The sequence below is a fragment of the Acinetobacter celticus genome (genome assembly GCF_001707755.1).
In the GTDB taxonomy this organism is placed as follows: Bacteria; Pseudomonadota; Gammaproteobacteria; order Pseudomonadales; family Moraxellaceae; genus Acinetobacter; species Acinetobacter celticus.
In genome coordinates this window covers 304,547-324,145 of the sequence record NZ_MBDL01000009.1, presented here as the reverse complement: position 1 = coordinate 324,145, position 19,599 = coordinate 304,547, and the positions used below count along the sequence as shown (strand labels likewise).

At 39.1% G+C, this 19,599-nt stretch carries 17 protein-coding genes; 9 read left to right on the top strand and 8 right to left on the bottom strand.

What is annotated here, in order from left to right:
- Positions 1–10: 10 nt before the first annotated feature.
- From BBP83_RS08295 to BBP83_RS08285, 3 genes are all read left to right on the top strand, one after another.
- The gene (locus BBP83_RS08295; RefSeq protein WP_068887373.1) at positions 11–1,246 is read left to right on the top strand and encodes a lipoprotein-releasing ABC transporter permease subunit; all 1,236 of its coding nucleotides are present in this window, start codon (positions 11–13) and stop codon (positions 1,244–1,246) included.
- A complete protein-coding gene (lolD, locus tag BBP83_RS08290; protein ID WP_068887371.1) occupies positions 1,239–1,925 on the top strand; it encodes a lipoprotein-releasing ABC transporter ATP-binding protein LolD in 687 nt (228 codons plus the stop codon). Before BBP83_RS08295 ends, lolD begins: the two co-directional genes overlap by 8 nt.
- Positions 1,926–2,011: 86 nt before the next feature.
- Complete coding sequence (locus tag BBP83_RS08285; RefSeq protein ID WP_068887369.1) at positions 2,012–4,465, top strand: DNA internalization-related competence protein ComEC/Rec2; 2,454 nt, start codon at positions 2,012–2,014, stop codon at positions 4,463–4,465.
- Here BBP83_RS08285 and BBP83_RS08280 read toward each other — a convergent pair.
- Complete coding sequence (locus BBP83_RS08280; RefSeq protein WP_068887367.1) at positions 4,462–5,460, bottom strand: lysophospholipid acyltransferase family protein; 999 nt, start codon at positions 5,458–5,460, stop codon at positions 4,462–4,464. The genes BBP83_RS08285 and BBP83_RS08280 overlap by 4 nt on opposite strands.
- Positions 5,461–5,587: 127 nt before the next feature.
- Between BBP83_RS08280 and sppA the strand changes: the two genes are divergently transcribed.
- Both sppA and BBP83_RS08270 read left to right on the top strand, forming a co-directional pair.
- Entirely contained in the window at positions 5,588–6,604 is a 1,017-nt protein-coding gene (gene sppA, locus BBP83_RS08275; RefSeq protein WP_068887365.1) for a signal peptide peptidase SppA, read from the top strand.
- The gene (locus tag BBP83_RS08270) at positions 6,601–7,410 is read left to right on the top strand and encodes an alpha/beta fold hydrolase (RefSeq protein WP_068887363.1); all 810 of its coding nucleotides are present in this window, start codon (positions 6,601–6,603) and stop codon (positions 7,408–7,410) included. Before sppA ends, BBP83_RS08270 begins: the two co-directional genes overlap by 4 nt.
- 68 nt (positions 7,411–7,478) lie before the next feature.
- Here BBP83_RS08270 and purN read toward each other — a convergent pair whose 3' ends face one another.
- Together purN and purM are read right to left on the bottom strand one after the other, a co-directional pair.
- Positions 7,479–8,108 carry a phosphoribosylglycinamide formyltransferase gene (gene purN / locus BBP83_RS08265; RefSeq protein WP_068887361.1) on the bottom strand — a complete coding sequence of 210 codons (630 nt, stop codon included), beginning with the start codon at positions 8,106–8,108 and terminating at the stop codon, positions 7,479–7,481.
- A 9-nt stretch (positions 8,109–8,117) separates the two neighbouring features.
- Positions 8,118–9,188, bottom strand: coding sequence for a phosphoribosylformylglycinamidine cyclo-ligase (gene purM, locus BBP83_RS08260; protein WP_068887359.1), 1,071 nt, complete (start codon positions 9,186–9,188; stop codon positions 8,118–8,120).
- 136 nt (positions 9,189–9,324) lie between these two features.
- On the opposite strand from purM, the gene cxpE reads away from it, so the two are divergent.
- The 4 genes from cxpE (at position 9,325) to BBP83_RS08240 (ending at position 15,650) form a co-directional block, all read left to right on the top strand.
- The gene (cxpE, locus tag BBP83_RS08255; protein WP_068887357.1) at positions 9,325–10,545 is read left to right on the top strand and encodes a chloramphenicol efflux transporter CxpE; all 1,221 of its coding nucleotides are present in this window, start codon (positions 9,325–9,327) and stop codon (positions 10,543–10,545) included.
- A gap of 15 nt (positions 10,546–10,560) precedes the next feature.
- Positions 10,561–11,265: a DnaA regulatory inactivator Hda gene (gene hda, locus BBP83_RS08250; RefSeq protein WP_068887355.1), complete on the top strand. Its 705-nt coding sequence runs from the start codon at positions 10,561–10,563 to the stop codon at positions 11,263–11,265.
- Positions 11,266–11,386: 121 nt separating this feature from the next.
- Positions 11,387–13,210: a rhombotarget A gene (gene rbtA, locus BBP83_RS08245; RefSeq protein ID WP_068887353.1), complete on the top strand. Its 1,824-nt coding sequence runs from the start codon at positions 11,387–11,389 to the stop codon at positions 13,208–13,210.
- Positions 13,211–13,226: 16 nt separating this feature from the next.
- Entirely contained in the window at positions 13,227–15,650 is a 2,424-nt protein-coding gene (locus BBP83_RS08240) for a CSLREA domain-containing protein (RefSeq protein WP_068887351.1), read from the top strand.
- A gap of 491 nt (positions 15,651–16,141) precedes the next feature.
- On the opposite strand, the gene BBP83_RS08235 is transcribed toward BBP83_RS08240, so the two are convergent.
- The 5 genes from BBP83_RS08235 to BBP83_RS08215 all read right to left on the bottom strand — a co-directional run bounded on the left by BBP83_RS08235 (position 16,142) and on the right by BBP83_RS08215 (position 19,425).
- Entirely contained in the window at positions 16,142–16,546 is a 405-nt protein-coding gene (locus tag BBP83_RS08235) for a DUF3106 domain-containing protein (RefSeq protein WP_068887349.1), read from the bottom strand.
- Positions 16,536–16,856 carry a hypothetical protein gene (locus tag BBP83_RS08230; protein ID WP_068887347.1) on the bottom strand — a complete coding sequence of 107 codons (321 nt, stop codon included), beginning with the start codon at positions 16,854–16,856 and terminating at the stop codon, positions 16,536–16,538. The genes BBP83_RS08235 and BBP83_RS08230 overlap by 11 nt, the downstream gene beginning before the upstream one ends.
- Positions 16,853–17,467, bottom strand: a complete 615-nt coding sequence (locus tag BBP83_RS08225) for an RNA polymerase sigma factor (protein ID WP_068887345.1) — start codon at positions 17,465–17,467, stop codon at positions 16,853–16,855. The genes BBP83_RS08230 and BBP83_RS08225 overlap by 4 nt, the downstream gene beginning before the upstream one ends.
- Positions 17,468–17,624: 157 nt before the next feature.
- Positions 17,625–18,401 carry a TrmH family RNA methyltransferase gene (locus tag BBP83_RS08220; protein ID WP_068887343.1) on the bottom strand — a complete coding sequence of 259 codons (777 nt, stop codon included), beginning with the start codon at positions 18,399–18,401 and terminating at the stop codon, positions 17,625–17,627.
- 49 nt (positions 18,402–18,450) lie between these two features.
- Positions 18,451–19,425, bottom strand: a complete 975-nt coding sequence (locus tag BBP83_RS08215) for a class 1 fructose-bisphosphatase (RefSeq protein ID WP_068887341.1) — start codon at positions 19,423–19,425, stop codon at positions 18,451–18,453.
- Between the last annotated feature and the right edge of the window lie 174 nt (positions 19,426–19,599).

The following is a 19,599-nucleotide window of genomic DNA, read 5'->3' as shown; positions in this document are numbered from 1 at the left end:
CTAGATGGTTATGTTTAAACCAATCTCGCTATATATAGGGTTGAGATACACTCGCGCACGGCGCAGTAACCACTTTATTTCTTTTATTGCTCTGGTTTCCATGATCGGTCTCACCCTAGGTGTAGCCGTGCTTATTACCGTTTTATCTGTTATGAACGGCTTTGATCGGGAATTAAAAAATCGCGTCTTGGGAATGATACCTCAAGCCACTGTTTCTTCAACACAAATTTTAACAAATTGGCCAGAACTTGCAACGAAAATTGAAAAACATAAGCATGTTGTGGGCGTGGCGCCATTTACACAGCTACAAGGCATGCTCACAGCGCAGGGCCAAGTTTCTGGGGTAATGGTCACGGGAATTGAACCCAAGTATGAAAAAAAGGTTTCAATTATTCAGGACCACATGGTTGAAGGCAGTATTGATAACCTAAAAAAAGGCGAATTTGGTATTGTCTTGGGTAAACAAATGACCGATGCATTGGGCCTAGGCTTGAATGATAGCATCACATTGGTGCTACCTGAAGCCACGCCATCACCTGCAGGGGTTGTACCACGTTTCAAGCGTTTTAAAATTGTCGGTATTTTTAGTATAGGTGCAGAAGTTGATTCAATGATGGGCTATATCGCCTTAAATGATGCCTCAACTTTGCTTCGCTTACCCGATGGCGCACAAGGCGTGCGGATGAAGCTGGATGATATTTTTGCAGCCCCACAAGTGTCGCAAGAAATTGTACGTGACTTGCCTGCAAATTTTTATGCATCAGATTGGACATATACACACGGTAATTTGTTCAGTGCCATTCAGATGGAAAAAGCCATGGTGAGCTTGTTACTTTTCCTTATTGTTTTGGTGGCTGCTTTTAATATTGTGTCTTCATTGGTCATGGTCGTGACTGACAAAAAATCTGACATTGCAATTTTGCGTACCTTAGGTGCGTCGCCTGCAACCATCACGCGTATTTTTATGGTTCAAGGTACAGTGATTGGTGTGATTGGGACAGTATCGGGTGCTATTTTAGGTATTATCGCGGCATCAAGTATTAGTGGATTGGTCGGTTGGCTGAACTCTACACTTGGACTGAATATGTTTGATGCGTATTTTATTAATTATTTGCCATCTTATTTACGCTGGCAAGATGTTGTGGTGATTGTCAGTTTGTCTTTAGGACTCAGTTTTATTGCCACGATTTATCCAGCTTTCCGTGCAGCCAAAATTCAGCCAGCGGAGGCATTGCGTTATGAGTAATTTAATTTTAGATGCTCAAAATATTACCAAATCATTTACAGATGGTAAATCTACGGTTGATGTCATTCGTGGTTTGTCTTTGCAGGTTGCAGCAGGTGAATTTGTTTCGATTGTCGGTTCAAGTGGTTCAGGTAAAAGTACGTTACTGCATGTAGTTGGAGGCTTAGATCGTCCAACATCGGGTCAAGTTTTTATTCATGGACAGCGTTTTGATACCTTGGGTGAAGCAGAGCGTGGTTATATTCGGAATGAACATCTTGGCTTTGTGTACCAATTTCATCATTTATTACCTGAATTTTCTGCCTTAGAAAATGTGGCAATGCCGTTGATGTTAAGGAAAGGCACCAATTATAAAGATGTGCAAAAACAGGCTGAATATTTGCTTGAACGTGTTGGTTTATCACATCGTTTAACCCATAAGCCAGGGGAGCTTTCTGGCGGTGAGCGTCAACGTGTGGCTTTAGCGCGCGCTTTAGTGACCAAACCGAAGTTGATGATGGCTGATGAACCGACAGGGAATTTAGACCGTAAAACAGCTGTGAAAATTTTTGAATTATTGTCTGAGTTACGTAAAGAATTCAATATGGCCATGTTGATTGTGACACATGATGAGCATTTGGCGCAGTCTGCAGACTCAGTTTTACATATGCAAGATGGACTTTGGGTAGATAAGACCTAATTCATTTGATTTTTCCGCTATAGATTGAAGCTCGCCTCGGCGGGCTTTATTATTGCGCGCACTAACAATAAATAAGAAAAACAATTATGTTGCAATGGCTTTGCCTTGGCTGGATTTTAGGAATTGCCTACATGGGAAAAATGTGGCTGAACTACCACATTACTGCAGGTTGGGTTGTTTTTTTCGTTTTGATTTGGTTGATGTTTGAAAGATGGATACAACCTTATTTACGACAAATTTCTATTTTTGCCACATTCTTCACTCTCATCTTTAGTCTGTTTTTAGGGATATGGCTTGGTTTCGGTTTTGCCAATAATGCGCTAGACCAGCGATTATCCAATGTTGTACATGAGCCTTCATCTCAAACTTTAATTGTTTATATTGAACACTTGAATGAATTGAGTGAAAACACCATTCAGCAAAAAATTACTGTGTTGAATGTGCCTAAAAATGCTATAGAAAATTCCACTGTGCAATATTTGGCTTATGTGCCCAAAGCAAAAGAAGCTTCTGAGCAGCTTAAACTCGAGTTAGGAAAGTATTACCGTTTAAATGGAGTGCTTAGGCCAGCACATGGTTATGCGACCGCAGGTACGTTTGATCAAGAAAAATGGTACGTACAACAAAATATCTCCTCTGGTTTTAAAGTGAATGAGATTGAACCTTTAACCGAACAGCAAATTGCTGCTTTAGGATATTCACGGGTGTTAGCATCGAACCAAGCTCTCATTCATCAATTTCCGCTATGGATTGAAAAACAGCGCTTAAATTTTCGTGAATTTATTCAACGTCAACCGTTAAGACATCAAGGCTTGCTATTAGCCTTACTCACAGGCGATGAAAGTCTGCTGAGCAAAGACACAAAAATGCAGTTTCAGCGCTTTGGTATGAGTCACTTACTGGCTATTTCAGGTCCACATGTGGTTATTTTTGCCATGATGGTGTGTTGGACATTGCAGAAAATAATTGCGAGATATCGACCACAATTGTATTTGATGATTCCTAGACAATATTTACTCATTTTGCCGTTTCTTTGCTGTGTAGCTATGTATTGTGTTTTTGCGGGCTTTGAAATACCAGCAGTGCGAACCTTGTTGATGTGTGTTTTAGGTAGTGTGATTTTACTGTTACAGCAAAAACTTCAGCCTTTAAAACTATTGCTGTTCAGTGCTTCACTTTTATTGTTCATTGATCCTTTTAGTATTTTATCGGCTGCATTTTGGTTGTCTTATGGCGCTTGTTTTATTTTGCTTCGTATTTATCAAACTTTGCAACAACACCAGCAGGCCTTAAATACAGCACATACTTGGCAAAAAAAAGTGTGGTTTTATCTTCGGTTATTGATTGAATCGCAGTGGAAAATTTTTTGTGCCTTATTTCCTTTAATGATTCTATTTTTTAAGCAAGTTTCTTGGATTACACCTGTGAGCAATATTGTGGCAATTCCATGGCTAGGGCTTATCGTCGTTCCTTTAGATATTGTGGCCGCTTTAAGCTTTAGTGTGTCGGAATCGCTATCTGCAGTATTATTTCAATTCAATGATTTTTGCCTAAGTTTACTGTTGGCTTTTTTAGATGGCTTGGATGCGCTGTTTGAACCACAATTACAGCCAATTGCCCTAAATGGCTATATGGTTGCACTTTTGGCGCTATTGTTAATAATCGTCTTTATGCCTCAAGGTTTATTGCCCAAGGGGTGGGTGGTTTTAGGTGTGTTGGCTTTATTGATGAAAGACACGAAGCCTTATCCTTTTGAACTGACGATTTTAGATGTGGGACAAGGGCAGGCCATTTTTATTCGAGATCAGCAACGTAGCATAATGGTTGATATGGGAGGGCATTATAATGAAGAAAAATTCAGTGTTGGCAAACAAATTATTCAGCCGTTTTTGTCGGTAAATGCAGTGAGTAAACTGGATCAGCTGGTTTTAACACATTTGGATCAAGATCACAGTGGCGGTTATTTTTCCATTAAACATCAATTGCCTATTCAGCAGTTATATTCTAGTGAAAAGCTCGACCCACCCGCACAGACGAAATTTGATTATTGTGTGCAAGGACAGCGTTGGCAATGGAGCAAGACGCTGAGTATTGAAGTTTTGTCTCCAAAATCTGAACAAGTGAAATGGGCATCGCAAAATAAAAATGAAAGCTCGTGTGTACTGTATGTACAACTCAAAGATGGATTTCCCTATCAAAGTTTTTTATTGATGGGCGATGCAGGTTGGCAAACTGAATTTCAATTGTTACAGGATTATCCGAATTTACAGGTCGATGTTTTGGTTTTAGGTCATCATGGTAGCCGACACAGTTCTGCTTATGCCTTTTTAAAAGCCTTAAAGCCGAAGCTAGTGATTGCTTCAGCAGGAAAATTTAACCGTTATGGACATCCGAGTTTAATTACGCAAGCTCGTTTGGCACAGTTAGACATTCCATTGATAACCACCATACAGCAGGGGAGCATTCAATTTAAGCAACAGGGTAATCAGGTGCATTTAAGTTATGCACGTGATCATTGGAAATGGCTAAAAAGAAACTAACTGGCAGATGAATCTATAATTTCAGTTGGCGGAGTGAATTCAGCTGTGCTTTGTTCTTGGGCCTTTTCGCGAATGCTCTGCGCCAATGCAACAGCTTCATCTAATTTTAAATGATAAATATTATCGGTTTCAGGACTGGCTTTAAATCGTTTATAGCTCCAATGGTAATGTTCAGGGTACTTTCGAATTAGATTTTCGATTGCTTTAAAAATGATTTTAGAACCATCATTTGCCGTACCCTGATAAATAGCATCATCCATTGGCTCAATATGCATATCAAAACCACCACGTTCATGACGGATGGCATAAAGAAAGAGTGCTTTGGCTTTGGTTTTTTGAATTAGCTTGGCGCTTAAATTACTGGTTGCCAAAGGGATACCAAAATAGGGAATCATTTCTCCGCCCATATTGGGTGTATGGTCGGGTAAAATAACGGTCGTACCCCCTTGTTTTAAGGCTTTAAAAATTTGGCGGACACCTGATTCATCTGTTGGAACTAAATTGGCTTGTTCACGGCTACGTGCACTACGGACAAAGGCATCGGCAGTGGGGTTTTTGACAGGTTTATACATGATGGTCATTTGTGTATATTGTGCAAACCAAGCATTCATAATTTCCCATGTACCAAAATGGGGAACAATCAACACCAAACCTTTATTTTCAGCTAAGGCTTCATGGAAATATTGCTCGCCATAAACATGATGGATACGGGATAAGTTTTTTTTATTACTAGAACCCCAAATACTAAAAAATTCAAAATAAGACATCAGTTCATTACGAATAGCCCGTGCTGTAATTTGTTCACGCGCTTCATCACTCAATTCAGGAAGTGCAATTTTTAAATTTAAACGAATCGTTTCAGATGTTTTTGAAACTTTTAAAATATTCACTAAACCTGCTAGATTCCTCGCAAAAAAACGAGAAAATTGAATAGGTTGACGGCTAATAAATTTTAATAGACGATACGTTGTATTCTGCAGGTTTTGATCGGTCATTATCTTGTTGTCAATTCGAATAAAAGGAAGTGATGAATTAATTATAGGATAAAATAGATTGTTTAGACAGTTCTAGCATTTTCAGTGTATATAATGAGATACATTTTAACTGTTTTTTGGATTTTTTATGTCCGATTGGCCACCAAAACCTCAAAATGAAACACATAATACGCAACAACAACCGACAGGCAATGAGTGGAAATTGCTAGAAAAAGTTGTCTTGGCTTCGGTTGAAGAACAGCGGCGCGCACGTCGTTGGGGAATTTTCTTTAAATTTTTAACTTTTGCTTATTTGTTATTTATTTTAATTGCATTGGGTAAAAGTTGCAGTACGACATCTACAGAAGATGTTGGTGCGACAGGTTCGCATATTGCTGTAGTTGATATTGTAGGTACGATTGCGGCCGATAAGCAAAGTGTCAACAGCACTAATACGATTCGTTCATTAAAGAAAGCCTTTGAAAATAAACAAAGTAAAGCTGTGGTTTTAAATATTAATTCGCCGGGTGGTTCACCTGTTCAGTCCGATGAAATCTGGCAAGAAATTCAATATTTGAAAAAACAGCATGCGGATAAAAAACTCTATGCAGTGATTGGTGATACCGGTGCTTCAGGCGCGTATTACATTGCTTCTGCTGCCGATGAAATTATTGTGAATCCATCCAGCTTAGTGGGTTCCATTGGTGTCATCATGCCGAACTATGGTGTAAGTGGCTTAATGCAGAAGTTAGGTGTTGAAGACCGCACAATGACATCGGGTGAGAACAAAGCGATTTTGTCGATGACACAACCTGTTGATGCTACACAAAAAGCGCATGTTCAAGCACTATTAGATAATGTTCATGATCATTTTATTAATGCGGTTAAGCAAGGCCGTGGTAACAAATTGAAATCGAATGATCCAGCTATTTTCTCAGGTTTGTTCTGGACAGGTGAGCAAGCGATTAAACTGGGTATTGCAGACCGTGTTGGCAGTTTAAATACGTTAAAACGTGAACTGAAAACAGACAAAGCAGTGAACTATACTATTGAATATAGTCCTTTTGATTCTGTACTAGGGCGTATGGGAAGTTCAATTGGGCAAGGTTTTGCAACGTCATTGTCTCAACAAGTTCAATCTGAGCAAACGACGAAATTACAATGAAACCACTGATCCACTTTGCGCACGCCAATGGCGTGCCATCTAAAGTTTACCAGAAGCTGTTTGATCTGTTAAAAGATGACTATGACATAATTTTTGTGTCATTACTTGGGCCAGATAAACGCTATCCTATTGATAATCATTGGGCCAGTCTGACGCAACAGGTGATTGATAGTATTGTGCAACAGGCTCAGGGACGTAAAGTGATTGGCTTAGGTCACTCATTGGGTTCCGTGTTGACCTTTCAGGCTGCTTTAAAACACCCTGAACTGTTTTCACAAGTCATTATGCTCGACCCACCGTTGATTATGGGGAAAGATGGTTTTGCGCTACATATTGCAAAAACATTTAAATTAAAAGCAGTAGATCGTATGTCTCCTGCATCTTTGTCACTGCGTCGTAGAGATCATTGGCAAAGTCGAGCGCAAGCAGCTGAATTATTGCGCCCTAAAGGCTTTTATAAAGCCTTTGATGCAGATTGTTTTCAGGCTTATATTGACTACGCATTGACCGAAGATAAAGTACGGGGTGGGGTGGAGTTGACGATTCCAAAGATGGATGAAGTCAATATTTTCCGTACAAATCCATCACTATGGTGGTTACCACAGCCAAAACTGAAAGTACCTGTTCAATTGGTTTTTGCTGAAAAAGGGCCATTTATTGGACGAAAATTTCCACAAATGGTGAAAAAGAAATTTGGTATTCCATACAAGGTTATGTCTGGTAGTCATATGTTCCCATTAGAGAAGCCACAAGAGACGGTAGATTTAATTAAGTCCTTGATTCAATCAAATACTGGGCATGTTTAATCTATTTGAGATGTTTGAAGCATAAAAAAACGCATCCAAGGATGCGTTTTTTTATGAAAATAATTTTTTTAGATTTTGCAGAACTGAACTGGCTCTTGTATGACATGCCCACGATATAGAACGCCTTGTACGCTATGCTGAATTGCACCTGTACAAATCCATTCTACAACTTGTGGATAAATAACATGTTCAAGCACATGCACACGACTTGCTAATGTCGCAAGATTATCATGTGTATGCACTTGGATAACACCTTGTGCTAAAGCTTGACCTGCATCTAATTCAGCAGTCACATAATGCACAGTGCAACCATGCAAAGTATCACCCGTATTTAAAACACGTTGATGCGTATGCATACCTTTGTAGTGAGGCAATAAAGAAGGGTGGATATTCACCATTTTCCCTTCCCATGCGTTCACAAACTTAGTGCTTAAAATACGCATAAAGCCTGCTAAAACCACTAAATCAATATCCCAATCAAGGAGTTGTTGATGCATAACATCATCAAATGCTTCTCGGTTTGGGTATTGTTTGTGTTCAATAACAGCAGTTGCAATACCTGCTTTTTGAGCACGTTTTAAAGCAAAAGTATCAGGTTTATTGGAAATAACACCTGCAATTTTCCCTGAAAGATTGGCATCTATCAGGGCTTGCAGGTTGCTTCCACTGCCTGAAACTAGCACAGCAATTTTGATCATGCGAAATACTTATGCAAAGATAACGCGGATTTTTTCGTCAGCGCCAGCTACAGATTCAGCATTGTCTAAAATATGACCCATATTCCATGCTTTTTCGCCAAGGCTTGTGAGCAATTCAACTGTTTTTTCAGCATCGGCTGCATCTACAGCAATGACCATGCCTACGCCACAGTTAAATGTACGGTACATTTCGTGTTGTTCAACACCACCTTCACGTTGAAGAAGTTTGAACAATTCTGGCCATTCCCAAGAGGATTCATTCACCACTGCTTGAGCGCCGTTTGGAAGTACACGAGGTAAGTTACCTGGTAAACCGCCACCCGTAATGTGTGCCATAGCATGAACATCAACTTCTTTGCAAAGTTGAAGTAATGATTTAACGTAAATTCGTGTTGGTTCCATTGCAACATCTGCAAGTGGGCGACCATCAACAATTTGAGTTAAATCGACGTTTTTCACGTCTAAAATTTTACGAAGTAAAGAGTAACCGTTTGAGTGTGCGCCAGAAGATGCAACACCAATTAAAACGTCACCTGATTTTACTTTAGAGCCATCGATAATTTTGCTTTGTTCAACGACACCTACACAGAAACCTGCAAGGTCATAGTCTTCGCCTTCATACATACCAGGCATTTCAGCAGTTTCACCGCCGACTAATGCACAGCCTGCTAGCTCACAACCAGCGCCAATACCTGTGACGACATTTGCCGCCACGTCCACATTTAAGTGGCCTGTTGCATAGTAGTCTAAAAAGAATAATGGTTCTGCACCACAAACAATTAGATCGTTTACACACATTGCAACCAAGTCTTGACCAATAGTGTCATGACGGTTCAAATTGAGGGCTAAACGTAATTTTGTACCTACACCATCGGTGCCAGATACGAGAACAGGTTCTTCATAACCTTTAGGGATTTTACAAAGTGCACCAAAGCCACCTAATCCGCCCATAACTTCGGGACGGGCAGTACGTTTAGCGACAGATTTGATTCGATCGACTAACGCGTCGCCCGCTTCAATATCGACACCCGCGTCTTTATAGCTTAAACCAGTGGTAGGAGTAGAAGTTGAGTTGCTCATAATGAAGTCTCCGCATTCGCGGGCGGGATTATAACCTGAATATACGAAACACATCTGTTATTTATGCGCTAAAATGCTATCTTTACTTAAATATTTTTTCACTATAACGATTAAACTGAAAAAAGGGCGAAATTGCATGGGTGATAAAACCTTACGTCGCATTTTTATTCTTGCTGGCATAGCACTCATCTTATGGGTACTTTATTTATTAAAGCCTGTGGTGCTTCCTTTTATTGGCGCATTTTTAATAGCGTACTTATTTAGTCCTCTGGTCGATAAACTACATAAAATAGGCTTACCACGTTGGATGTCTATCAGTTTCGTATTTGTTGGAATTGGTGTAGTAGTAACCATTGCGATTTGGTACTTAATGCCTTTGGTGTGGAAACAGCTCATGTACGCCAAAACCAGTATTCCTGCAGGTATTCATTGGGTTAATTATACGTTTTTACCTTGGTTGTCGCATACGTTTAACCTTGTTCCAATGGAAATTGATACTGACCAAATTTCTAAAGCGGTTATGGATTATATTCAAACCAATTACAGTGCGGACAGTATTCAATCTGTAGTGTTAAAAGTGGCTCAGTCAGGCTTAAACTTTATTCAAATTGGTGGGACTGTTGTTTTAATTCCAATTATTGCGTTCTATTTCTTACTCGATTGGGACCGCATGTTAGAAAGCCTACGTCGTTTAATTCCACGCCCTTATGAAGAAAGTACGTTGAAAATTGTAGGTGAGTGCCACAGTGTACTTGGTGCATTTGTTAAAGGACAATTTCTGGTGATGTTTTTATTGGGCGTTGTTTATGCAGTAGGCTTACAGTTAATTGGACTTGAAGTTGGTTTAATTATTGGAATGATTGCGGGACTGGCCAGTATTATTCCTTATTTAGGTTTTGGGGTTGGCATTATTGCTGCCGTTATTGCCGCACTGTTCCAATTTGGCTTGGAATGGACACATTTAGCACTGGTTTTAGTGGTGTTCATGATTGGACAAGCCATTGAAGGTTATATTCTTCAACCTTTCCTATTGGGCGATAAAATTGGTCTTTCTCCAGTGGCTGTCGTTTTTGCAGTATTGGCGGGCGCACAGTTGGCTGGTTTCCTCGGTATGTTAATCGCATTGCCAGTGGCGGCTATTATTGTTGTGCTGTTACGTCATGCACGTGAATGGTACGAAAAAAGTCAGTTATATGACTCAAATGTCGTACTTACACAACATGCCAACACAGGTTCTATTTCTATAGAAACAGACCAGATGAATGTCGATATTGATCTCAAAGAACCGACGGTAAAACCTCTGCAAGATCTTGAAAAATCGAGTAAGATCGATACGTCAAACAATAAAGATTCATAAGGCCAATTCATAAATATGCGCCAATTGCAGTTAGATATAGAACCTCAGCTTGATGCCCGAATTAGCGATTTTTCTGGGCCAAGTTGGGGGCATGTGGTTGATGGCGTTCGCCAATTACACGCGGGGTTGATGAGCCGTTTCTATATTTATGGTGGTGCAGGCGCAGGAAAAAGTCATTTATTGTCTGCCATTTGCGATTCTTATTTAGAAATAGGTAAGTCCGCTATTCAAGTCTCTTTACTGGAACTGTTAGATGCACCGACTGAGGCTATAACTGCTTTAGATCGATATGATTTGGTGGCTTTAGATGACATTGAAGCCATTAGTGGTGTGCCACATTGGCAACGCGCTGTTTTTCATTTAATTAATTATAATAATGAAGGTGGTGGGCAACTGGTATTTTCATCACGTTATGCCCCGATAGAACTTAAACTTGAATTGCCCGATTTACAGTCACGCCTGACGCAAGCTGTCAGTGTCAGAGTTCCGAATGGCAGTTTATATGCAGACCGTCAGGCTTTAGTGGTTTCGGTATTATCGCGCAGAGGAATTCAAATAGATCAGCAAATTGTCGATTATTTATTATTGCATGGGCCCCATCAGGCATCGGTGTTGTTACAAACGTTAGAACAATTAATTCAATTGCTTAAGGGCGAAAAAACCAAGCTGAGCAATGTCACATTACGCCAAATTTATGCCTTAATTGATGAATATCGATAAACTATAAAAATTCTTGAGTAATTACTCAAGCTATGACAAAGTACACAAAATAATTCGATGCTGCAGGGAATTTGCGGCTAAAGAATAAAAAAAGAAATAAAAAGATACTAAGGAGAAGGTTATGCTCAAACAGAGCATAGGGATAGGTATGCTGTTTTTTGCAGGACATGCTTATAGTGCAGAAATTGCTGTTACAACCACAGAAGACATTGTCAAAGATGACAAAGAATGTTCACTTCGCGAAGCTGTCGACTATCTTAATATAGATGAAAAAAGCAGACCCGAAGCTGGTTATATGGGCTGTGGTGGTAAAAATGCTTTAGCGATTATTGTATTAGAAAAAAACAAAGTCTATAAACTCGAAAAAAAGATCGAGCTTAAAGCATCTATGAATATAAAGACGCTTTATGATAGTGCTGTCACGGAAGATGCGGTGTCAGGTCTGAACAATGCCATAATTGAAATGAGCGGTCAGGACCAAATCTTCCATATTGATAATAATGATAACTCATCAATTCGAGTGAGTATTAAAGAAATTACCTTTCAAGGATGCGGTAAAAATGTCTGCGCGGAGAAAGGCGGCATTATTTTTAACAATGAAAATTTAACCTTAGAAAGTGTCAAATTAAAGAACGGCTTCGCAAACTTCGGTGGGGCAATCTATAACGTCGGGTTATCTTCAGATGTGACCATTGCGTCTAGTAGTATCGAACTACGAAACGTGCTTGTTGAAAATAATCAGGCCGTGGATGGCGGCGCAATTTATACGCTTGCACCCAGTTTTAAAATTTATAATTCTGTCTTTAAGGGAAATACCAGTACTTCAGGTCGGGCGATTGTCTATACCTTGAATGGTATAGCGGACACCTCAAAATTAACTTTTCCTTCGCGCTTAAATATTATTGCCAGCAGTACCTTTTTTAAAAATAATGGCTTTGCTGTGAATGTTAAAAATGGTATTGGGTTAAACAACCTAAGTATTATTCAAAATGCAGGCGGTGTCGCGTTTGATGTGACGAATGATCATGGCTATGTTGCCAACAGTGTCATTGTTGGGAATGGAACAGCAAGTTCAGTTAAAGATTGTCAAATTGAAAATGCTTCTACAGATAAGAGCATTTTATTTAATAATTTGGTGTCTCAAGCCGACTGTCCAGTTGGGGCAAGTAGCAATGCAAATACCATTGTAGAAAACCCCAAATTATTGGCTGGTGATGATGAAGCTACATGTAAAAACTTATTTGAAGATGGTGCAGCATTATTCTGTCCATATGCGACACCTGAAAAGGCATTTTTGGGGTATTTACGCCCACGCATTTTACTGACGTATGTAGACGTATTTTCCAGCCCTATTTTGAATAAAGGGCAGACGAAATCTAGTGAAAATAAAAATTTTGTTTATTGTGAAGCCTCAGATCAGCGTGGTACGGCACGTTTAGATAATGATATTTGGTGTGACCGTGGCGCAATTGAGGTTACAGTTCCGACCAGTATTGGTAAATTAGGTCAAGATATTAAGCCGGGTCAAATTGCAAAATTTAATATTCTTGCAAGCTTGGGTGATAGTGATCTTTTACCAAAAGAACAGTGTAATGCAGAAGTAGGGCCTAATCCTGCAGGTACACCATGGCAAGACGGTTGTTTACGGATAAAGCAACGTAATACGGTATCTAAAGGTCGGACAGAACTTAATCTAGATGGTGATTTGGCTTATACCCCAAATGGAAACTGGCATGGTGCAGATGATTTTGAAATTCAGGTGATTACCTCCTCTACACGGTTTAATCAAGAAGTTGAAACAAAGTACATCAATGTAGCCGTCACCATTTTTCAAGAACCAGACAATACAATGGAAAGTAAAACAGTCGAAACCTCTGGTGGATCCTTTGGTTTATACGGTCTAATAACGCTCTTTGGCTTATTAGGTTTGCGTCGATTCAAATAATAATTAGGGACAAGCCATGAAACAGTATAAAAAGGGGCTATTGTGCATAATGGTTCTTTCAGCCATGTCATTAATGGCTGCAGATAGTAAATCTATTTATGTAAATACTTTTGATGATGAAATGGGGGAAAACCCGAATAAATGTTCACTGCGTGAAGCAATTATAACTGCCCAAAAAAACACCTCATTTGGCGGGTGTAATGCGGGCAGAACTGGTGTTGGACTAGCTGATGTTATTGAATTAGAAGCAGGCACATATACTTTAACGCGTGGTGAATTAAAGCCAGAGTCTGCGGTAACAATATTAGGAAAGAGCCGAAAGAACTATCAAACGAGAAGTGCTTTAACGGATGAATACCCAGAGTTTGAAGACATACAAACGATTATACAAGTTAAGGAGGGTGATTCACGAGTTTTCAATACGGCTGAAACACGCGTAGATTTAACATTAACAGATATTGCTTTAAAAAATGGTTATGCTAAAGATTATGGTGGTGCAGTCTATGCGGGTGGGAATTTTACTCTTGTTCGTGGCGCAATATTGAATTCTAAAGCAGTAAAAGCGGGAGGTGCAATTTATACCATTGCGCTTGATGTAGAGAAAGAGATTAGAATTAATAATACCCGAATTGAAAATAACCACGCGCCTAAAGGTAGTGTGATGGCCATGAGTTGCCTTGGGAATATGAATGATAATAAGCCGATTATTACTATTTCTCAAAGCAGTATTGTTCATAATGGTCAGGCAGATAGTCTGAGTGTACTGGATTTATGTGGGAGTAATACGGTTGGTCTGGAAGCCAATACTATTGCAAAAAATACAGCACGTGCCTCAGATGGGAGTATTATTCGAGCTGTTTCTAGTGAACTGGATCGGTTGAGTTCTAATTCTGTTATTGTTTTGAAGAGCAATACGATTGTACAAAATAATGCGTTTAGTACTTTTTATTATGACTCGAATGCCTCTAAATATTTTTCTTATAATATCATTGCATATAACGGAACAGCTGATGGCAAAGGTCAATCTTGTCGATATTTAAATAATCAGACACCAGATGAAACATTACCATTTACCGTGATCAATAATGCGCTAGAGTTATCTGAAAATAAGTGTATTCTTCCAGCAAAAGCGCTAGAAGCAGCAAAAGATAGTGCTAAAAATTTAGATATTTCGGGTGTGGCATTTTCGACACTTTTGACTGATTTTCAGCAAGCATCAGTTTATAACCTGTATTTACCACTGTATTACCCTAAAGAAAGTGCTTCAGGTGTAAGTTTAGTAAATATTGGAGCAAATGACTGTTCTAGATTTGATCAGCGTGGTGTTGCGCGAAATGCTGATGCTACTTTAATGCTGAATACCAGTTTAAGGAACTCTTGTGAAATTGGTTCAGTTGAAATGCTGAAATTTAATGCAGCAGATGTCGACGACTTAGGTAATATTTCACAGAAGGAAATGATCGCAGATATACAAGCAGTCATTGATCAATTAAAAGCAGATATTGCTGAACCAGCGCGTCAAGAGTATAAGCTGGCCAATGAAGCAGATTTGAAAGAAGCTGAATCTTATTTATCTAAATTAAAAAATAATTTAATTTACCGTGCTATTTATATGAACCCGTTTGCAATGGCCCTACCACAAGAAATCAATGTAGGCAGTACCGAAGAACGAAAGTATAAAATGGTGAATGCTGAAAATTATGATGTTGATGTTAAAACCATTGGAATTGGAACTGAATTGACTGTGGATAGTTCGGGTAAGCCACAAATAAAAGGTGATTTATCTGATTTGGTTTGTGAGTGGAATGCGAATTTAAGCAAAATATTAGTTTACCGGAAGGGTGGTAATACAACGCCAGATCAATTTGCATATTGCCAATACACACTGAAAGAAAAAACGGGCAGTAAGCTTGAATCCTCAGGCATATTAAAAGCGAAGTTTAGCAATATTGCCCCAATTGCACTGAGTGATCAATATGGATTAAGCACGGACAACAATTTAACAGTTCGGGTTAATCCTTTAGAAAATGACAGTGATGATGGAGATGGCCCTGTATCAAAATTACCAACTGATAAGAAGTTATGGCACAAGAATATAGATGGTAAAGATATTCCAATCTACTTTGAAAATATTCCCAGTGGTCTAAACTTTACAGCTGAATATAGTGGCCCTTGTCCAGGTGTGAATGAGAAAAACACGTGTTATGGTGGCACAATGGAGTTTTCAGCTAAAAATAATTTTAGCCAATTCTCATACGATATTGTCTATAAAGTCTATGACTCAGAAGGAGCTGAATCTGGTACCGCAACGATCAGTTTATTGAATGGTGCAAAAGATACGAATTCGAGTTCAAGTGGTGGTGGTTCTATAGGTGGATTTGGCGTCCTAGCACTGGCGGGTTTGGCTTTCTTTAGAATGCGTAAAAGTTATAAAGAGTAGAAAATACCAGTAGGAAGCAATAAAAAACCCTACTTATAGAAATGCCAGTCAGTTAAAAATGACTGGCATTTTCTTTTTTAAATTCATTAGATATCTTCGATATATGCACACATCATCGGCAATGGTTCGAGGCAAAATCGCTTTGAAAAAACAAGATTTTTGTGATTCATTAATCAATAAAAGAGATTTGATGAGTTTCGAGATGAAGTGTACCGCAAGAAGCTTTTTTCGGGCTCAAAATATATTTTGAATGTCTTGTTTAAGCTGATCTAAAGTATTTGATTTTTAGCTTCTCAGACGAAGAGCAACAAAGATAAAAACCTGTCGTAAAGAGCTAAAAGCTAAGAAGGCTTAATGGTAAAACCCCTTCATTGATTGGGATTACCTAGTTATAGGGGGGATTTAAGCTCAATGGCAATGATAAGGATTAAGTTAAAATTATAGATAATAATATTGGCGGTCTTTAGCTTGGTATTACTGAAGTAGGTTGATTAATGTTCACTGGTTTCAACATTCAGATATTTATTCACGTATTCTTCGCGAATCGTACTACGTTCATTTGGTGTTGCTTTTTGTAGGCGATGAGCAAGATCTTTACGTTCTTGGCTACTCATTTTTTGCCAAGTTTCACGCATTTTCTGTTTTTCTGTTTCAGGAAGTTGGGTAAACCAATCCATACGTTGCTGTAGGCTGACACTCTGTTCCGTCGGAATTTCTTTTAATGATTGATAGCGTTTAATTAACGCTGATTGTTCACTATCAGAAAGTGAGCCCCATGTTTCATTCACTTGTGTATCGGCATTTTTCGAAAAAAGCCAAAAACGATCAAACCCAGCAAAACTGGTTTGCAGAAAACTGAATGCGCAAAAAGCAATTACCAACTTTTTAGCTACCATGGGGAGTTTTGTCCTCGCCTAAAACCATCAACATTTCTAAATCTTCTACCATTTGCGGTGAAAGTTTAGGTACAGAAACAACTTGAGTTTGTGGCGTCTCATTTAATGTGACAGCATTAGGCAAGATCACAAAGCCAGTAATGGCGGCAGCCAATGCAAAGCCTGACATTTTCAAAAAGCTGTAGCGTGATGTTTTTTGCTCATGAATTTCTTCAAGAACATTATTCATCACAGTCGCTTTATGTTTATTTTGCTGTGCAAGTCCATCAAGTTTGGAAGTTACTTGTTTTAAGAAATCATCTTGTTTCATTCGGATGACCCTCCCATATTAGGATTTAAATGTGCCAGAGAAGTACGTAAACCTTGTATAGCACGATGATAATGCGTTTTTACACTGCCTTCAGAACAATTCATAATTTCAGCAGTGGTATGTGTATCAAACCCTTCCCAAGCCCGAAGCATGAAAGCCTGTTGTTGTCTGGCAGGTAATTGAGATATCGCTGCTTTAATTTCATCAGCAGTGACAGCTCGGTCAATAAAATCGAATGGATTTGGTGTGGACTCATCTATAACATCATTAAGCTCAAGGTCTTCATCATCTAAAGTCACTTTTCTAAAGAAAGAGAAAGGTTGAGCACGTCGTGCTTCTTTACGACGCCAATCTTGTAACTTGTTGTTTAAGATGGTGTAGAACAGGGGATACCATTCTTCAGTAGATTTATCTGCATAAGATTTATGCAATGAGATAAACGCTTCCTGAACCAAGTCCGTGGCAATGCCATGTTGGCTTTGGGTTGCACTTTCCATCATAACGAGCGCACGACCAGTCACTTCTTTCATGAAGTTCTTTAGACGAGACTCAGCAGTACTTTTTAAAGCACTAGAATCTGCCACATCTGACTGTTTTGGCGCTAAATCCATAGAGATGGAAAATCCTGTCATTGGATACCCACCATCATTTCCAAATTCATATACATACAACGCTGAAAATGATGGTTTGGTTGACAAACAAATTGTTATTTTTCTAGTTTAATCTATTTTTTTAACTGAGCGGGCTCAATTAAAATAAAATAACGATTTAAAGGCGTTGGCGAACCATTTCAAAGAAACACACTGAACCCGCAATGGCGACATTCAATGATTCTTGACCTCCAGGCTGTGGAATACATACGGCTTCTGCATGTGCTAAGGCATAATCGCTTACGCCTTGTCCTTCATTGCCTAAAACCCAGACACAGGCTTTGCTTAAGTCTTTTGAGTATAAACTCTCAGCTTGGTGTGAGCTGGTGACATAAACTGGAATCTCAAAGCGCTCTAGAAAATCTTCCAATACTAAGTTTTCAAAAGTTTGCAATGAAAAATGTGCGCCCATACCTGCGCGAAGAACGCGAGGTGACCATAATGATGCCGAACCTTTGGTACACACAACTTGCTTAATACCTGCTGCAGCTGCAGAGCGTAGTAATGTACCCGCATTGCCAGGATCTTGAACATTTTCTAAAATTAAGGTGTCTTGATCGTATTGTAAGGCTTGGCGTGAGTTTGGTAAGTCGACAATTGCCAAGCATGCCAATGTTGTTCCAAGTGTACTTAAATCTTTATACAAAGATTCGCCAATTACAAAAACATGACCTGTGTAGCTATTCAGAATTTCTTCAAAATCAGGGTGTTCGAGTGCATGTTCTGTGGTGAAAATAGAATTAATTTTTCTATTTGCTTGTAACCATGAAAGCGCTAAATGCGTTCCTTCAAGAACCGTTTGGCCTTGCTTTTTACGAAAAGAATTCTGTTCGATTAACCCACGTAAATGTTTAATTTTAGGGTTATCTTTAGATTCAAGAAAAATAGTCGACATGGGAGATATAGTCCACGGTGATCAGACCAACTAACCACCGTTTAAGTAATTAGTTATGGTAGCTGGTTACCAGTTCGACTTCATTTTTAGAGCCAATAATGACTGGCACACGTTGATGAAGTTCAGTAGGTTGAATATCCAAAATGCGTACGCGTCCAGTGGTTGATGCGCCACCAGCTTGTTCAAGTAACATGCTCATTGGGTTTGCTTCGTACATTAAACGTAGGCGACCGGCTTTTTTAGGGTCTTTAAGGTCGTATGGATACATAAAAATACCGCTACGGCAAAGAATACGGTGAATATCACCTACCATACATGCGACCCAACGCATATTGAAGTCTTTTTCACGTGGACCAGTTGTGCCCGCAAGTAATTCATCTACATAGCGTTTTACAGGTTCTTCCCAATGACGCTGATTAGATGCATTAATGGCATATTCTTTGGTGTCAGCAGCGACGGTAATCGCATTTGTAGTAAGTAAAAACTCTTGGCTTTCTGGGTCGAAGGTAAAGAACACCACACCAGCACCAACAGTTAAAGCCATCATGGTCGATGGGCCATACAGGACATAACCAGCAGAGACTTGCTGAACACCAGCTTGCAGAAAATCTTCAGCTTGCGTCACTGCATTTTTTGCAGGAAGAATAGAAAAAATTGTACCCACACACATATTAATATCGATATTGCTTGAACCATCTAAAGGGTCAAATAATACTAAATAGTCGCCATTTTCTTGACCCGCTGTAAATTCATCAAGCTCTTCTGAAGCCAAACCACCAACATGTGGATGAACTTTTAACGCATCAATTAAATAATCATTAGAAATAACATCTAATTTTTTTTGCTCTTCACCTTGAACATTTTCATGTTGTGCACTGCCTAATACACCAGCCAAAGCGCCTTTTTGTAATAATTGATCAATGGCTTTGCATGTATCGCCAATAGTTTCAATTACTTGTGCTAATGCAGGTGTTAAATTTCCACTTTGTTGTTGTAAAAATTGGGAAAGGCTTAAATGTGACATAACGGGAATGCTCCAAAATTAAAAGCGGTCAAAAATGATCGGAATAGAATAACCGAGTATTTTAGATGAGAATGAGGGAAAAGGACAATTAAACTGTACGATCTGTTGTGATTTTACCCTTGCAAGTCTTGGGGAACCTGCTATGTTGAAAGTAGATATTAAATAGAATGCACG

Bases quoted from the DNA above. Each gene is read 5' to 3' on its own strand.
- BBP83_RS08295 (WP_068887373.1), top strand. From the start codon at position 11: ATGTTTAAACCAATCTCGCTATATATAGGGTTGAGATACACTCGCGCA.
- lolD (WP_068887371.1), top strand. From the start codon at position 1,239: ATGAGTAATTTAATTTTAGATGCTCAAAATATTACCAAATCATTTACA.
- BBP83_RS08285 (WP_068887369.1), top strand. From the start codon at position 2,012: ATGTTGCAATGGCTTTGCCTTGGCTGGATTTTAGGAATTGCCTACATG.
- BBP83_RS08280 (WP_068887367.1), bottom strand. From the start codon at position 5,460: ATGACCGATCAAAACCTGCAGAATACAACGTATCGTCTATTAAAATTT.
- sppA (WP_068887365.1), top strand. From the start codon at position 5,588: ATGTCCGATTGGCCACCAAAACCTCAAAATGAAACACATAATACGCAA.
- BBP83_RS08270 (WP_068887363.1), top strand. From the start codon at position 6,601: ATGAAACCACTGATCCACTTTGCGCACGCCAATGGCGTGCCATCTAAA.
- purN (WP_068887361.1), bottom strand. From the start codon at position 8,108: ATGATCAAAATTGCTGTGCTAGTTTCAGGCAGTGGAAGCAACCTGCAA.
- purM (WP_068887359.1), bottom strand. From the start codon at position 9,188: ATGAGCAACTCAACTTCTACTCCTACCACTGGTTTAAGCTATAAAGAC.
- cxpE (WP_068887357.1), top strand. From the start codon at position 9,325: ATGGGTGATAAAACCTTACGTCGCATTTTTATTCTTGCTGGCATAGCA.
- hda (WP_068887355.1), top strand. From the start codon at position 10,561: ATGCGCCAATTGCAGTTAGATATAGAACCTCAGCTTGATGCCCGAATT.
- rbtA (WP_068887353.1), top strand. From the start codon at position 11,387: ATGCTCAAACAGAGCATAGGGATAGGTATGCTGTTTTTTGCAGGACAT.
- BBP83_RS08240 (WP_068887351.1), top strand. From the start codon at position 13,227: ATGAAACAGTATAAAAAGGGGCTATTGTGCATAATGGTTCTTTCAGCC.
- BBP83_RS08235 (WP_068887349.1), bottom strand. From the start codon at position 16,546: ATGGTAGCTAAAAAGTTGGTAATTGCTTTTTGCGCATTCAGTTTTCTG.
- BBP83_RS08230 (WP_068887347.1), bottom strand. From the start codon at position 16,856: ATGAAACAAGATGATTTCTTAAAACAAGTAACTTCCAAACTTGATGGA.
- BBP83_RS08225 (WP_068887345.1), bottom strand. From the start codon at position 17,467: ATGGATTTAGCGCCAAAACAGTCAGATGTGGCAGATTCTAGTGCTTTA.
- BBP83_RS08220 (WP_068887343.1), bottom strand. From the start codon at position 18,401: ATGTCGACTATTTTTCTTGAATCTAAAGATAACCCTAAAATTAAACAT.
- BBP83_RS08215 (WP_068887341.1), bottom strand. From the start codon at position 19,425: ATGTCACATTTAAGCCTTTCCCAATTTTTACAACAACAAAGTGGAAAT.